The sequence below is a fragment of the Pseudoalteromonas sp. 2CM28B genome (genome assembly GCF_023161935.1).
In genome coordinates, this window is record NZ_JALNTH010000034.1 from 40787 (window position 1) to 55387 (window position 14601).

Here is a 14601-nt window from a genome sequence, read left to right on the forward strand (position 1 = left end):
CGCAGCTTAACTATGACAAGCTGGATGTTTAGTTAAATATTGCCCCAAGGCAATGACTTGTTTTTCTGAAAAGCGCAGCCCAAGCTTTGTTCGTCGCCAAAGTATATCTGCGCTGGTTCTTGCCCATTCATGGTTTACTAAGTAATCAACTTCTTGCGCATACAGACCATGACCAAAGTGATAACCTAAATCACCGATTGATTGGCTGTTCCCCAGTAATTGATAACTAAGCGTGCCATAGCTGCGAACCATACGTTTTAATGTGTCGATTGCCAGCCAAGGGTAGCTACTTTCTAACTGAGCGGTAAGGTATGTTTGGTTACTAAAGTCGCCGCCTGGTAAAGGGGCATCTTTGGTCCACGAGCCACTCATCTTTGGGTAAAAAGGCGCTAACTTATTAACGGCATTTTCTGCAAGCTTTCGATAGGTAGTAATTTTACCACCAAACACACTTAATAAAGCGGCATGATCGGTGTCGTTGTTTAATATCAGCTTGTAATCGCGGGTGACGGCTTGAGCATCTGTTGATTTGTCATCTAATAGTGGCCGCACCCCACTAAAGCTGTGCACAATATCGGCCGCGCTTATTGCGTTGTTAAAGTAATGGTTAGTGATACTGATGAGGTACTGTATTTCTTGCTCACTAATTTTTACATCAGTAATATCGCCGGTGTACTCTTCATCTGTGGTGCCAATCAGTGAGTAATCTTGCTCATAAGGAATGACAAATACAATGCGATTATCTTTATTTTGTAAAATATAGGCAGCTGGCTCATTGTGGAGTCGGGGCACTACAATATGACTGCCTTTCACAAGGCGAACAGTGTGCGGTGTGGGCTGGGTAAATACATCTTCAAATAATGACGCGACCCATGGGCCTGCGGCATTTACAACACTTTTTGCCTTTATATTTAGGTGCTGCTTGCTGGCTTGTTGCTCTAAAATCACATCCCAATAATCTGCGTTACGCGTTGCTTTAATGCAGCGGGTGCGTGTTGCAATGGTGGCGCCTAAATTATGAGCAGCTTGGGCGTTTAAAATCACTAAACGCGCGTCATCAACCCAGCCATCGGCGTATTCAAAGCCATGGGTTATACTGTTGTTAAGTATACTATTGCTGTCAAATTTAATCGTTTTTGAGGCAGGTAAGGTGTCACGTTTCGCTAGGTGATCGTAAATAAATAACCCCACACGAATCATCCAAGAAGGACGTAAGTGTGCTTGGTGCGGTAGCCTAAAAGAAAGCGGCCACATAATATGCGGCGCTTTTTTTAATAGCACTTCACGTTCACGTAATGCCTCTCTTACCAATCTAAATTGATAATTCTCTAAATAGCGCAGCCCGCCATGAATAAGCTTACTGCTATTAGAGGAAGTGGCTGAGGCTAAATCGTTTTGTTCACACAATAATACTTTTAAACCGCGACCACTGGCATCGGCTGCTATTCCGGCGCCATTAATACCGCCGCCAATAATGAGTAAGTCATATTCGTTGTCGTGTGCGCTCATAGATTTTACTCACTCTCGCCGTCATTGCTATTAGAAAGTCTAACTTGTGCAATGCAATGTAGCCACTTTGCATATAAATCGTTGCGCTCTTCACTGCTCATGGTCGGTTCAAAACGACGATCGCTTTTCCACATGCTGGCAAGCTGCGCAGTTGATTCATAAAGCCCAGTTTGCAAACCGGCTAAGTAAGCAACCCCTAACGAAGTGGTTTCGGTTAGAGTAGGGCGCTCAACGCTTGCGCCTAAAATATTGGCTAAAAACGCCATTGCCCAATTATTATTTGCCATGCCGCCATCAACTCTTAGAATACTAGGGCGGAGTCCGTCACCTTCCATGGCTTTTTGTAGATCTTTGGTTTGATAACCCACCGACTGCAAGGCAGCTGCAACAATAGTGCTAATGCCTGAGTCTCGGGTTAGGCCCAAAATTGCGCCTCGGGCATTTGCATCCCAATAGGGCGCACCTAAGCCTGTAAACGAGGGAACCAAGAATACCCCATGATCCAAGGGAACATCTTTGACGAGGGCTTCACTTTCACCTGCGTTTTCTAATAACTTTAAGCCTTCTACTATCCACTGCATGGTGGCACCAGCCATAAAAATACTGCCTTCAATCGCATAGGTGGGTTTGCCGTTGAGCCGATACGCAAGAGTGGTTAATAAACGATTATTTGATTTTAGTGCTTTATCACCCGTGTTAAGCATTAAAAAGCAGCCTGTTCCGTAAGTACTTTTTGCCATACCTTCTTCAAAACAAGCTTGACCAATTAAGGCGGCTTGTTGATCGCCTGCTATACCGCAAATTGGAATTTCACCACCAAATAGCTCGCTTGCAGTCACCCCAAAGTCAGCCGCTGAGTCCATTACCTCAGGTAGCATCGACGCTGGAATATTAAATAAAGCCAGTAACTCTTCATCCCAGCATTGCTGATGAATGTTAAACAGTAATGTACGAGAGGCATTGGTAGCATCGGTTTTGTGAGCTTTACCGTTAGTGAGTTGCCATAGCAAGTAGGTATCTATCGTACCAAATGCTAGTTCACCTGCGTGTGCTTGCTCTTTAGCGCCTTTGACGTTATCTAAAATCCAACGAATTTTGGTTGCAGAAAAGTAAGGATCGAGCACTAAACCGGTTTTATCATTCACCATTTGTGTATGCCCAGCATGACGTAAATTATCGCAATAGTCACTGGTACGTCGGTCTTGCCACACAATCGCATTGTAGATAGGTTGCCCAGTTTTTTTATTCCACACTAAGGTGGTTTCTCGTTGGTTAGCAATGCCAATGGCAATAATGTCGGCGGCAGTGACTTGTTGCTGCGATAATACGTTTTTAACGCTGCTTAATACGGTTTGCCAAATATCTACAGGGTCATGTTCAACCCAACCATTTTTCACAAAGTGTTGAGGGAAGGTTTGTTGAGCCGTGTCAAAAACCTCGGCATCTTTAGTGTATAAAATAGCTCGAGAGCTTGTCGTTCCTTGGTCAATCGAGAGTATGTATTTAGACATAAAAAATAGTGTTGTTTAATTTAGATAAAGACAGCTTGTCTTTAAGCTAAACGAATAGCAATGCTTTTGCACCATAATGGTTAAAATTATAGATGAGCGAAAGGTAGGGGAGAGAGGTGAACACTCAATTCTGGCGCCTACAATTTAATAGGCGCCAAATAACAACAATTAATTAGCATCCGTTAATTGTTGATGTAGCCAATCTTTTAATACCATTCGGTCGTGTTTTAACTGCTGCATGGCTTCGTCATCTATGGGTGAGTCTTGTAGCTCAAGTACTCGAATTTCTTTATCGATTTCATTATATTGCTTTGCTTTGGTTGCAAAGTTTTCATCGTTTGCATTAAGTTTTGCAATAGTTTGCGTGTAATCAGGAAAATCTTTGGTTAATGAATGGTCTTCGCCTAACATAGGTTACTCCTTAAATGGCTGTTGCATAATGCACGTCACGTTATATAAAAATGATCAGTGACTTGGGGTGACCCCATACAACAGAGCTTGGGCTGATCTAAAATAAATCAACCGTTATTGGTTGTTAGTGTGTCTATTTATGTTTGTTGGGCTGCAAAACGCTGACACCTGCAAAGGCTTCAGTTAGAATATGCCTGCGACAGGCCCTAATTACTTTGAGTACTTTATTGCATGCTTTTAATGATCGATAACTACGACTCGTTCACCTATAACTTGGTACAGTATTTTCAGCGCTTAGATCAAGACGTGTTGGTAAAACGTAACGACCAAATAACGCTGAGTGAGATCAAACAGTTAAACCCAGATCATATTGTGATTTCTCCAGGGCCTAAAAACCCGACTGAAGCGGGAGTGTCGTTATCTGTGGTAGAGCAGTTTAAAGGAGTTTATCCTATATTAGGTATTTGTTTGGGGCACCAAACCATTGCTCAAGTGCTAGGTGGTAAAGTAGTGCGAGCTAAACAGGTGATGCATGGCAAAACATCGCCTATTTATCATCAGCATCAAGGTATGTTTAAAGGTTTACCTAACCCGCTGACAGTGTGCCGCTACCATTCTTTAATTGTTGAAGCACACTCATTGCCTAAAGAACTAGAAGTCACAGCGTGGACTCAAAGCAACACTGGGCAGCGTGATGAAATTATGGGATTATTACATAACGAGCTCGCGCTCGAAGGCGTGCAATTTCATCCTGAAGCAATTTTGACAGAGCAAGGCTTAGCTTTACTTGATAACTTTTTAACACGCTTCTAGGCTTATACCTGCAAGCTATTTACTTTTTCCCTAAGATAGAGCTTATGACTGACACATTGCAGCAACAGCGTATTGTTAACGTGCTACATCAACGAGCGCATGATTTGCTACTGGGTCATAGTTTTGCTAATCAGCAAATAGGCTTTATTCATACCTTAGATCTCAATGATGGTAAACCGGTTAAAAATCGTACCTTATTAGAAGTTGAAGTGGCCGCTCAGCAAAAGCGTCAACAAAAAAGTACTTCACATCAAAAGTTACAGGCAAAAACCAGTCAAAAATTACATACGGTTATTGAAACCGTGATTGCTAAACGTCTTGAAGACATCGATTTTGTTATTAAAGACACCATTGGCATAGAAGATAACGTGTGCGCCATACTCGATATACTGGCTACTCGCGCCGCCTCGGTTGGCCGTTTAGAGCCGCTAGTTAACGATTTAAACTGGCTTGGACGAGAGCTGGTTACCTTAGTTAATTTACCTTTTTATCGTAAGCAACGCAGTAAAGGCACCTCAGTCAAAGTAGATACCCCAGCGTTGGCATTACGTTATTTGGGCTTAGATAACCTGCAACTTGTAGTGCCTACTTTTGCAGTGCGCCATTGGATGCCACATAGCACAGAACCCTTCACGTTATTAAAGCGCAGGTTAAAAGACAACACCATGTCGTGTGCAATTGCAGCGCAAACGTTTGCCCAGCTTAACGGGGTAAACCCAATGCATGCGTTTACATTGGGCATGTTACTTAATGTAGGGCAAATTGCTTTAGTGCGCTTATACCTAAAAGTGTTTGATCAGGTATGGCAGCGCAAAGTACTGCGTGCTCGTGAAGAAGGTGATAAAAACTTACACACCGCGCTATTAGAGCTAAAACCAGATCCGTTATTTTTAACAACACTGCTGAATGAAAAATCACTGCTTGTTAGCGCTAAGGTGATTGAGAACATGTCATTTAAATATTTGCCGCTTGACAGTGTTATGCAGCAGTTAGTGAATGGAGTAGCAAAGGGCGATAGTTTATTGCCATTAGCGCAAGTAATTTTAAAAGCGCGTTGTTACTCTCAATACTTAAATTTAAAAGAGCACCAGCTTATTGAAGACGATGAATTACAAAGCTGGTTTAGCTATTATCAGTTCACTAAAAAAGAGTTAGATACCTTACAAACGGGTAATTTTACTAATTTGGCACTCCAAATCGATTAAATCTGTTAATTTTTTTGCGACTATTCATTCACTTTAATTCTACTTCTTCATGTGCTGTTGGTTTATAAGCGCCATGCCTTTTTCGTTGTAGAGGCGCTTACTAAGGTAAGCATGCGTTATTTTTAGCTGCCAAATAGTTATTCACTATCTATGAAATAATATCTTAAGCCCTTTATTTTAAAGGGGTACATGAAAGTTTTTGAAGAGACATAACTCCAAATTTCTGAAATAATGAGCGCCTGAAAATTGAACCACAACGTAGTTTCAGGCAAATATAATCGTATTAATTTTGCCCACCTATTTGGTTATTAACAATAATCACACCCCTATTCTACTGCTTTGTGATGCACACAATTAAGAGGAAATAAAATGACAGTCAATCGCGAATTATTTGATCACGTAATGGTTCCTAACTACGCACCTTCAAGCGTAATTCCAGTTCGAGGCGAAGGCTCTCGTGTATGGGATCAACAAGGACGAGAGTTTATCGACTTTGCTGGTGGTATTGCCGTTAACTGTCTTGGCCATTGCCATCCTGCATTAGTAGGTGCATTAAAAGAGCAGGGCGAAAAAATTTGGCATTTATCTAATGTAATGACCAATGAGCCAGCGCTTCGCTTAGCTAAGAAAATGGTTGATGCGACTTTTGCAGAAAAAGTTTACTTTGCAAACTCAGGCGCAGAAGCAAACGAAGCGGCACTTAAATTAGCGCGTCGTTTTGCGCTTGATAAATTTGGCGCGGAAAAGTCGCAAATTATCGCCTTTAATAAAGGTTTCCATGGTCGTACCTTCTTCACGGTTACTGTAGGCGGTCAAGCGGCTTACTCTGACGGTTTTGGTCCTAAGCCAGGCGACATTGTTCATTGTGACTACAATGACCTTGCCGCATTTGAAGCGTTGATTAGCGATAACACCTGTGCGGTAATGATGGAGCCAATTCAAGGCGAAGGCGGTATCATTTCGCCAACTGACGAATTTGCTCAAGGCGTTCGTGATTTATGTACTAAGCACAATGCATTGCTAATTTTTGATGAAGTGCAATCAGGTGTTGGCCGTACAGGTGAGCTATATGCATACCAAGGTTTAAACGTAGTGCCTGATATTTTAACTTCAGCAAAAGCACTTGGTGGCGGTTTCCCAATTGGCGCTATGCTAACAACCACTGAAATTGCACAGCACCTCAAAGTAGGTACTCATGGTTCTACTTACGGCGGTAACCCATTAGCGTGTGCAGTTGCAGAAGCCGCATTTGATACTGTAAATAACCCAGAAGTTTTAGCGGGCGTTAAAGCAAAGTCGGCGTTATTTACTGAGCTATTAAATGCCATTAACGATAAGTACAACGTATTTAGTGAAATTCGTGGCCAAGGTTTATTAATTGGTGCTGTGGTAAACGAGCAATACAAAGGCCGTGCAAAAGAGTTTTTAGTTGCCGGTACTGAGCATGGCTTAATGTCATTGGTTGCTGGTGCTGATGTGGTTCGTTTCACTCCATCTTTAGTCATACCTGAAGCGGATATTCGCGAAGGTATGGCACGCTTTGAAAAAGCAGTAGCCCACGTTGTAAATGCGTAATTGCTAATTCAACTGCTTTAGGGGCAAACGTAGTTTGCCTTGCAGTTCCTATTTACCGTTATATATAAGGGAGTAAGCGGATTCATGATGATCCTTCGCCCAATCCAAAAAAGTGATTATGCAGCTTTAGTAACCATCGCCGACGAGTCGGGACATGGCTTTACTTCTTTGCCTAATAATGAAGAGTTATTACAAAAGAAGATAGCGCATTCAGTTAACTCATTTACAAAAACAACATCACAACCAGGTGATGAGGGTTACTTATTTGTTCTTGAAGATACTGAAACTGGTGAAGTAGTCGGTACTTCAGGTATTGAAGCCGCAGTTGGCTTAGATGACGCATTTTATCATTATCATTTGAGTAAAGTGATTCACTCTTCGCGCACGCTAGATGTGTATAAAGCGGTAGATATTCTCACCCTTTGTAATGACTACACTGGGGCGACAGAGCTGTGCACACTGTTTTTAAAAGACGGCTATCGTAAAAATTATAACGGTAAGCTGCTTTCAAAAGCGCGTTTTATGTTTATAAAACAGCATCAACAACGCTTTGCACAAACCGTTATTGCAGAAATGCGCGGTGTATCTGACGAAAACGGTAGTAGCCCATTTTGGCAGTGGCTTGAAGAGCACTTTTTCTCTATGGACTTCCCAACGGCAGATTATCTGACGGGAATAGGGCAAAAAGTATTTATTGCTGAGCTTATGCCTAAATACCCAATTTACGTCAACTTATTGAGTAAAGACGCGCAAGCGGTTATAGGTCAAGTGCATGACAATACGCGCCCTGCAATTCAACTATTAAAAAGTGAAGGTTTTACTTTTAATGGTTACGTTGACATTTTTGATGCGGGTCCAACCGTTGAAGCAAAAGTAGATAACATTGCGACAATTCGCAATGCACAAAACTTTAGCGTTGAAATTGGCGAAATGACAGGCGATACCATGGTGTTGTTAGCCAATGACAAACTTGAAGACTTTAGAGCAACAGTAGCGCCAATGGTATTTGACGAGCGCTCAAACAGCCTGGTATTAACACAGCAACTTGCTGATGCATTACATTTGAAATCGGGCGATTTTGTTACTGCTACCCCAGTTTAATTTAGGAGAAAGTATATGACTCATCCTGCACAATTTATTAATGGTCAATGGTCACCAGGCCAAGGCACAGAATTTAACTCAGTTAATCCTGCAAATAACGACGTTATTTGGCAGGCATCAGCTGCAAGCGCAGAGCAAGTAGATAGCGCTGTAGCATCAGCACGTGAAGCATTTTACAGCTGGGCTGATAAAAGCTTTAGCGAGCGTTTAGAGATTGTAAAAACCTTTGCTGCAACATTAAAAGAGCACAGCGAAGAGCTAGCGGTTGCTATTGCACAAGAAACAGGTAAACCACTTTGGGAAACACGTACTGAAGCAGGCGCCATGGTAGGTAAAATTGCCATTGCTGAAAAAGCATTTTTAGACCGTACTGGTGATGTTGAAAACGCTATGCCGCAAGGCCGTGCGATGATCCGTCATAAGCCACATGGTGTTGTTGCTGTATTTGGTCCTTACAACTTCCCTGGGCACTTACCAAATGGCCACATTGTACCTGCACTTTTAGCTGGTAATACCGTGGTATTTAAACCATCTGAACTTACACCTATGGTGGCTGAGCTAACCCTTAAACTATGGGAAAAAGCCGGTTTACCTGCTGGGGTAATTAACCTAGTTCAAGGTGAAGTAGAAACAGGTAAAGCATTGGCGTCACACAAAGGCATTGATGGTCTATTTTTTACTGGGTCTTCACGTACGGGTCATATTTTACATGAACAGTTCGCAGGTCAACCAGGTAAAATTTTAGCGCTTGAAATGGGTGGTAATAATCCGCTAATCGTTAAAGATGCAGAAGATACGCTTGCTGTTGTGCACGATATTGTGCAATCTGCGTTTATCTCAAGCGGCCAACGTTGTACCTGTGCGCGTAAATTGTTTTTACCAACAGGCGCTAAAGGCGATGAAATTTTAGCGCGCTTAATTACAGCGACTAAAGCAATTAAAGTTGGTAACTACGACGACGCTGACCAACCGTTTATGGGCTCAATGATCTCAGCGGCCGCTGCTGCTGGTATGGTTAAAGCACAAGATGAATTAAAGGCCATGGGTGGTGACGTGTTAGTTGAGCTTGAGCATACAGCTAACACCGGTTTTGTTACACCGGGTATTATTGAGTGCACAAATATTAAAGACTTCCCAGATGAAGAGCACTTTGGTCCACTTTTAAAAGTATTCCGCTTTGACGATTTTGACCAAGCAATTGATAAAGCAAACGACACTAGCTTTGGTTTATCAGCAGGTTTACTCAGTGATAACCAAGCTGATTACGATCATTTCTTACGTCGTATTCGTGCGGGTATTGTTAACTGGAACCGCCCAATTACAGGCGCCTCAAGTGCAGCGCCGTTTGGCGGTATTGGTGCCTCAGGTAACCACAGAGCAAGCGCTTATTATGCCGCTGACTACTGTGCATACCCTGTTGCGTCTGTGGAACTTGAAAAAGTAACCATGCCAGCAACATTAAGCCCAGGTTTAAAAATCGATTAATCGATTTTTAAACTAGTAATAAATCACTAAAAAAGCAGCTTCGGCTGCTTTTTTAGTACTGCAATCTCACAAAGCTAGCAATTATCAGTGCTTTCTGCTTAAATTAAGCAACCAGTATTTTCAAGGTAAGTAGACAATGGTTTTAAACAGGCAAGGGTACGATGACTTAATAATGTACCTAACTCAGAACTTAGCGTTGTTTGAAAAACCAGGTGAAATAAAGCCAGGTGCACCAACGGTTATTGAGTTAATTGAAGATGTAATTGCCGAAAATGTCATACGCATTTGTCAACAACACCCCGATCTATCTACAGAGCAGCGTAGTCAAATTGTACGCGAAGTTGATGGCATTGTTTACGACTTACAAGAAGTACTCAGCAGTGTGACTTCTCACACCGCCACAGTTGAACAGCATGCTTTTATTGATGAGTTTGCAGGGCTAGTCAAAAACTTATTTGATAACGCTATTAGTTAATATTTCCCCCTTTAAAACCACGCTTTATTCGCTATTTAATTTTAAATGCGTGCGAGTGTCTGCGTGTAATGAATATAAATTATTGAGATAAAACAATGCAAGCAAATGTAAAATGGGTTGAAGGTAATACTTACATCGGTCGCTCTAATAGCAATCATAATGTCGTGTTTGATGCGGGCAGTGACGGAGCAGCACCTAGCCCAATGGAAATGGTATTGATGTCGGTTGGTGGTTGTTCATCGGTTGATGTGGTGAGTATTTTAAAAAAAACTAAGCAAGAGTTCTCATCAGTAGATGTGCAGTTAACCGCTGAACGAGCAGAAACAGCCCCGCGCGTGTTCACCAAAATTAATTTACACTTTGTTGTAACCGGTAATAATGTATCTGAAAAGCACCTAGAAAGAGCGGTTTCGCTTTCGGCAGAAAAGTATTGTTCAGTTGCATTAATGCTTGATAAAACAGTAGAAATTACCCACAGCCATGAAGTTGTTCAAGAACAGGCAAAATAACGCTTTTTCCGTGAGTAAAATTCGTATAAAATCCGCGAACTTTTCATTCTGCAGGTGCAGATTTCACTAATTTATAGGTTGGTTTATATGAACAAACCCTTCGATAAACTTAAACTTCATGGCTTTAATAATTTAACTAAAAGCCTAAGCTTTAGTATTTACGATATTTGCTATGCAAAAACAGAGCAACAACGTAAAGAATATATAGAATATATCGATGAGCAGTATAGTGCAGATAGACTAACCGACATTTTAGGTGATGTGGTTGATATTATTGGTGCCAATATTTTAAATATTGCACGTCAAGATTACGAGCCACAAGGTGCCAGCGTAACTATCTTGGTTTCAGAAGAGCCAGTAGAAGAGCAGCAAAATTATGATGCTGATGAAGCACCAGGGCCGTTACCTGACTCAGTGGTTGCACACCTTGATAAAAGTCACATTTGTGTTCACACGTACCCTGAAGCACACCCTGATGATGGTATTTGTACTTTCCGTGCTGATATTGAAGTATCAACCTGTGGCATTATTTCGCCGCTTAAAGCGTTAAACTTCTTAATCCATAGCCTTGAGTCTGATGTGGTAACGATTGATTACCGTGTGCGTGGTTTTACCCGTGATGTAAACGGCGTTAAACATTACATTGACCATGCAATTAATTCGATTCAAAACTTCATGACAGAAGATACCAAAGAAGCGTACCAAATGATGGACGTGAACGTGTATCAAGAAAACCTGTTCCATACCAAAATGATGCTAAAAGAGACCGATTTAAATACGTATTTATTTGGTTTATCTACTGATGATTTGTCAGATGACGAAGAAGAAGAGATTCGCTCAAAACTAACGCGTGAAATGCAAGAAATATTCTATGGCCGTAACCTGCCAGATACAGAATAATAGCAACGAATTAAATAAAAATGGCGCTCATTGAGCGCCATTTTTATTTGTCTGAGAAAGCTCAAGTAAATGAGCAGGGCTTTTGTAAAAAATACTTGCTTAGCTAAGCATGCTGTACAGTAACGCACACACAGCTAATGAACCGACAGCCAGTACAAATAAGGTACTTAAACGATTACGGTACTTTTGTAAGCTAGGCACTTTGTAAACTGCAATCATTGGCATAATGAATAAAATCATCGCAATGATTGGGCCTGATAACTGATCCATCATATCTAGTATGCTTGGGTTTTTAACCGCGCAGAACCAAATAGCGAAAAACATCAGTACCGCACCCACTTTGTCAGCCACTTTAGGGCTCATGCTTGAGTGTTTAGTCACTAACCCAGTAAAGCTTTCGCGCGCCCCTAAAAAGTGACCTAAAAACGACGACATAATAGCAATAAAGGCAACCAAAGGTCCCAGCGTTGCAATAAATGAGTTTTCTGTAATATTAGCTAAGTAAGACAAAACAGAGACGTTTGCCGCTTTGGCTTCTGCCATTTGCTCACCTGTAAGCGATAACACACACGAGAATACAAATAACAAAACAAAGGTGATCAGTAATAAGCTGGTACGTTTTAGAATTGCTTCTGACTTAGACGTTGCTAGTTCACCGTAGTGACTGCGTTGTTTATTAACAAAGCTTGAAATAGCCGCTGCATGGCTAAACGAAAATACAATAATAGGAATTGATAACCAAAGTGTTTTACTAAAGCTGCCAAGTTCAGGCAAGCTTGTATCGGGCATTTGCCAGCTTGGGATTAAATACAAAGACAAAAAGAATAAAATACCTACTAACGGGTAAACTAAAATAGCAAAGGCGCGCAGCATTAAGCGCTCACCGCCCATCATTAAGCCAATCATTAGCGCAACTAAAATACCCGATAAAGCAACGCGTGACGGCGACTCCATCCCTAATTGATTGACCATAAAGCTGTCTACCGTATTGGTTAAGCCCACACCGTAAATAAGCAAAATAGGGAAAATCGATAAAAAGTATAACAAGGAGATCAGTCGACCCGCATTTACGCCAAAGTGCTCTTCTACTACATCGGTAAAGTCAGCCTCTTTATTTTTTGACGATAATACAAAACGCGCCAAACCACGGTGCGCCAAAAAGGTCATTGGAAAGGCTAAGCTTGCTAGAATAATCAGCGGCCAGAACCCGCCTATACCAATATTGATAGGTAAAAATAAAATGCCCGCGCCCACTGCGGTGCCAAAAAGGCTCAGTGTCCACTGCGTATCATGTAGGTTCCATTTTGACGTGTGTGTGTCTTGTGATGATGCATTTGAAAGCGTTGCACCTTGAGATGTTGTCATGTGTGTGTATCCATTATTTATAATAATAATTGCGCCGAAGAATATAGTTTTTAGGCACTCATTTCATGTGTTTTTATGTCTTGGATATAAATTTGTTGTAGCGTATTAGTTACTGACTGTCACGAATACGAAACAGCGTTTAAAAGCTGCGCAATTAGTGTAGGAATATGCCGCGAAATGCGTGAATAATGTTCACTTTTTTGAGTTAAGAGTGTGGGGAATATATTTATATGTATTTGTTAAAGTGCTAAGTGCTTGTTGGGTTTCGTTCCACTCAACCCAACCTACGGTGTTTAAATTGCCATTGAGCTACTCGCGACTCTAAGCCCGTAGCTCGCAACTCTTAGCTTTTATTCTTCCACCGCACTCACTACAAAATACGGGTTCAAATATTCATCTTTGGTGTTATATAAAAGCGGGCTGCCATCAAGTTGAGTTACTTTTGCACCGGCTATTTCGGCGATGGCGTGGCCTGCTCCGGTATCCCATTCACAAGTTGGGCCTAAGCGCGGGTAAATGTCGGCGCTGCCTTCGGCGACTAAACACAGTTTGAGTGAGCTGCCTTTTGATACCATTTCAACCTCATCAAAGCGTTTTACAAATTCAGCTAAATCAGGGGAAGGGTGGGAGCGGCTACCTACAACACGAATAAGGCCTTTGTTAGGCTTGGTGGTAACTTTAAGCTCGATGCGCTCATCGCCTTTATCTTTAAAAGCACCAATGGCTTCGGCGGCTAAATAAGATACACCCAGTGCAGGGGCATCAACCACGGCTAAAACCGGTTTGCCATTTTCGATTAGGGCAATATTAACGGTAAACTCGCCGTTCTTTTTTATAAATTCTTTGGTGCCATCGATTGGGTCAACCAGCCAGTAGCTTTTCCATGTTTGGCGTACATCCCAACCAATATCGGCACTTTCTTCACTAAGCACAGGGATATCTGGGGTGAGCTCTTTTAGTCCTGCACTAATGATTTTATGAGCTGCTAAGTCGGCGTCGGTTACAGGGCTTTCATCGGCTTTGTACTCAACGTTAAAGTCTTTATTGTAAATACCCATAATCGCGCTGCCCGCTTTGCGGGCGAGAATAAGGGTTTCTTCTAGCAGTTCAGTGTGGTTCATTACATGGGCCTATAGTATATGCTGATGTTTTAGATACGTTATCAGTTGAGCTACCGATTGGTCTAGGGTGTTTTTACTGGTATCTAAAATTATTTCAGGATTAACCGGCGGCTGATAGGTTGAATCAATCCCGGTAAAGTGTTTAATTTCACCGGCGCGTGCTTTTTTGTATAAGCCTTTTGGGTCGCGGCTTTCGCACACCTCAAGAGGGGTGTCGATAAAAACTTCGATAAATTCACCTTCATCTACTAACTCACGAACCATGTCGCGCTCAGCTTTAAAAGGAGATATAAACGCAGTAAGGACTAACAAACCAGCGTCAACCATTAGCTTGGCTGTTTCGCCTACGCGGCGGATATTTTCAACGCGATCGGCATCACTAAAGCCCAAATCTTTACATAAACCATGGCGAACATTGTCGCCATCAAGTAGGTACGTGTGCGCACCTTGCTGATTGAGTGCCGCTTCTAGTGCATTAGCAACGGTGCTTTTACCTGAGCCAGAAAAACCAGTAAACCATAAAATAGCCGGCTTATGCTTTTTTTGTTTGCTGCGCTGTACTTTAGTGGTGGCGTAATTATGCCAAACAATATTGTTATCCATTTGCTGTGTCTCTTTATG

At 41.8% G+C, this 14601-nt stretch carries 14 protein-coding genes; 8 read left to right on the top strand and 6 right to left on the bottom strand.

What is annotated here, in order from left to right; all coding sequences use genetic code 11:
* Positions 1–6 precede the first annotated feature (6 nt).
* The 3 genes from glpD to MTN96_RS29040 all read right to left on the bottom strand — a co-directional run bounded on the left by glpD (position 7) and on the right by MTN96_RS29040 (position 3431).
* The gene (gene glpD, locus MTN96_RS29030; RefSeq protein ID WP_248533666.1) at positions 7–1509 is read right to left on the bottom strand and encodes a glycerol-3-phosphate dehydrogenase; all 1503 of its coding nucleotides are present in this window, start codon (positions 1507–1509) and stop codon (positions 7–9) included.
* A 5-nt stretch (positions 1510–1514) separates the two neighbouring features.
* Positions 1515–3020 (bottom strand): glycerol kinase GlpK, encoded by a 1506-nt coding sequence (gene glpK / locus MTN96_RS29035; protein ID WP_214552142.1) that lies wholly within the window; start codon positions 3018–3020, stop codon positions 1515–1517.
* Between the two features lie 168 nt (positions 3021–3188).
* Positions 3189–3431, bottom strand: a complete 243-nt coding sequence (locus MTN96_RS29040; RefSeq protein ID WP_013463823.1) for a YdcH family protein — start codon at positions 3429–3431, stop codon at positions 3189–3191.
* 231 nt (positions 3432–3662) lie between these two features.
* On the opposite strand from MTN96_RS29040, the gene MTN96_RS29045 reads away from it, so the two are divergent.
* From MTN96_RS29045 to speD, 8 genes are all read left to right on the top strand, one after another.
* On the top strand, positions 3663–4244 hold the full coding sequence (locus MTN96_RS29045) for an aminodeoxychorismate/anthranilate synthase component II (RefSeq protein WP_036980977.1): 582 nt from the start codon (positions 3663–3665) through the stop codon (positions 4242–4244).
* Between the two features lie 44 nt (positions 4245–4288).
* A complete protein-coding gene (locus MTN96_RS29050) occupies positions 4289–5449 on the top strand; it encodes an HDOD domain-containing protein (protein WP_248533668.1) in 1161 nt (386 codons plus the stop codon).
* Between the two features lie 369 nt (positions 5450–5818).
* Entirely contained in the window at positions 5819–7024 is a 1206-nt protein-coding gene (locus MTN96_RS29055) for an aspartate aminotransferase family protein (RefSeq protein ID WP_013463826.1), read from the top strand.
* Between the two features lie 84 nt (positions 7025–7108).
* Positions 7109–8125 carry an arginine N-succinyltransferase gene (gene astA, locus MTN96_RS29060; RefSeq protein ID WP_076922671.1) on the top strand — a complete coding sequence of 339 codons (1017 nt, stop codon included), beginning with the start codon at positions 7109–7111 and terminating at the stop codon, positions 8123–8125.
* Positions 8126–8140: 15 nt separating this feature from the next.
* Positions 8141–9610 (top strand): succinylglutamate-semialdehyde dehydrogenase, encoded by a 1470-nt coding sequence (astD, locus tag MTN96_RS29065; protein ID WP_248533670.1) that lies wholly within the window; start codon positions 8141–8143, stop codon positions 9608–9610.
* A gap of 136 nt (positions 9611–9746) precedes the next feature.
* Positions 9747–10085: a DUF3802 family protein gene (locus MTN96_RS29070; RefSeq protein WP_036980984.1), complete on the top strand. Its 339-nt coding sequence runs from the start codon at positions 9747–9749 to the stop codon at positions 10083–10085.
* Between the two features lie 95 nt (positions 10086–10180).
* Positions 10181–10594, top strand: coding sequence for an OsmC family protein (locus tag MTN96_RS29075; protein WP_036980986.1), 414 nt, complete (start codon positions 10181–10183; stop codon positions 10592–10594).
* A gap of 87 nt (positions 10595–10681) precedes the next feature.
* Positions 10682–11494, top strand: coding sequence for an adenosylmethionine decarboxylase (speD, locus tag MTN96_RS29080; protein ID WP_036980988.1), 813 nt, complete (start codon positions 10682–10684; stop codon positions 11492–11494).
* Between the two features lie 99 nt (positions 11495–11593).
* Here the strand turns inward: speD and MTN96_RS29085 are convergent, their stop codons facing one another.
* The 3 genes from MTN96_RS29085 to cysC all read right to left on the bottom strand — a co-directional run bounded on the left by MTN96_RS29085 (position 11594) and on the right by cysC (position 14583).
* Positions 11594–12859 carry an aromatic amino acid transport family protein gene (locus tag MTN96_RS29085; protein ID WP_069440239.1) on the bottom strand — a complete coding sequence of 422 codons (1266 nt, stop codon included), beginning with the start codon at positions 12857–12859 and terminating at the stop codon, positions 11594–11596.
* Positions 12860–13209: 350 nt separating this feature from the next.
* Complete coding sequence (gene cysQ, locus MTN96_RS29090; protein ID WP_069440240.1) at positions 13210–13980, bottom strand: 3'(2'),5'-bisphosphate nucleotidase CysQ; 771 nt, start codon at positions 13978–13980, stop codon at positions 13210–13212.
* A gap of 9 nt (positions 13981–13989) precedes the next feature.
* Entirely contained in the window at positions 13990–14583 is a 594-nt protein-coding gene (gene cysC / locus MTN96_RS29095; protein WP_069440241.1) for an adenylyl-sulfate kinase, read from the bottom strand.
* Between the last annotated feature and the right edge of the window lie 18 nt (positions 14584–14601).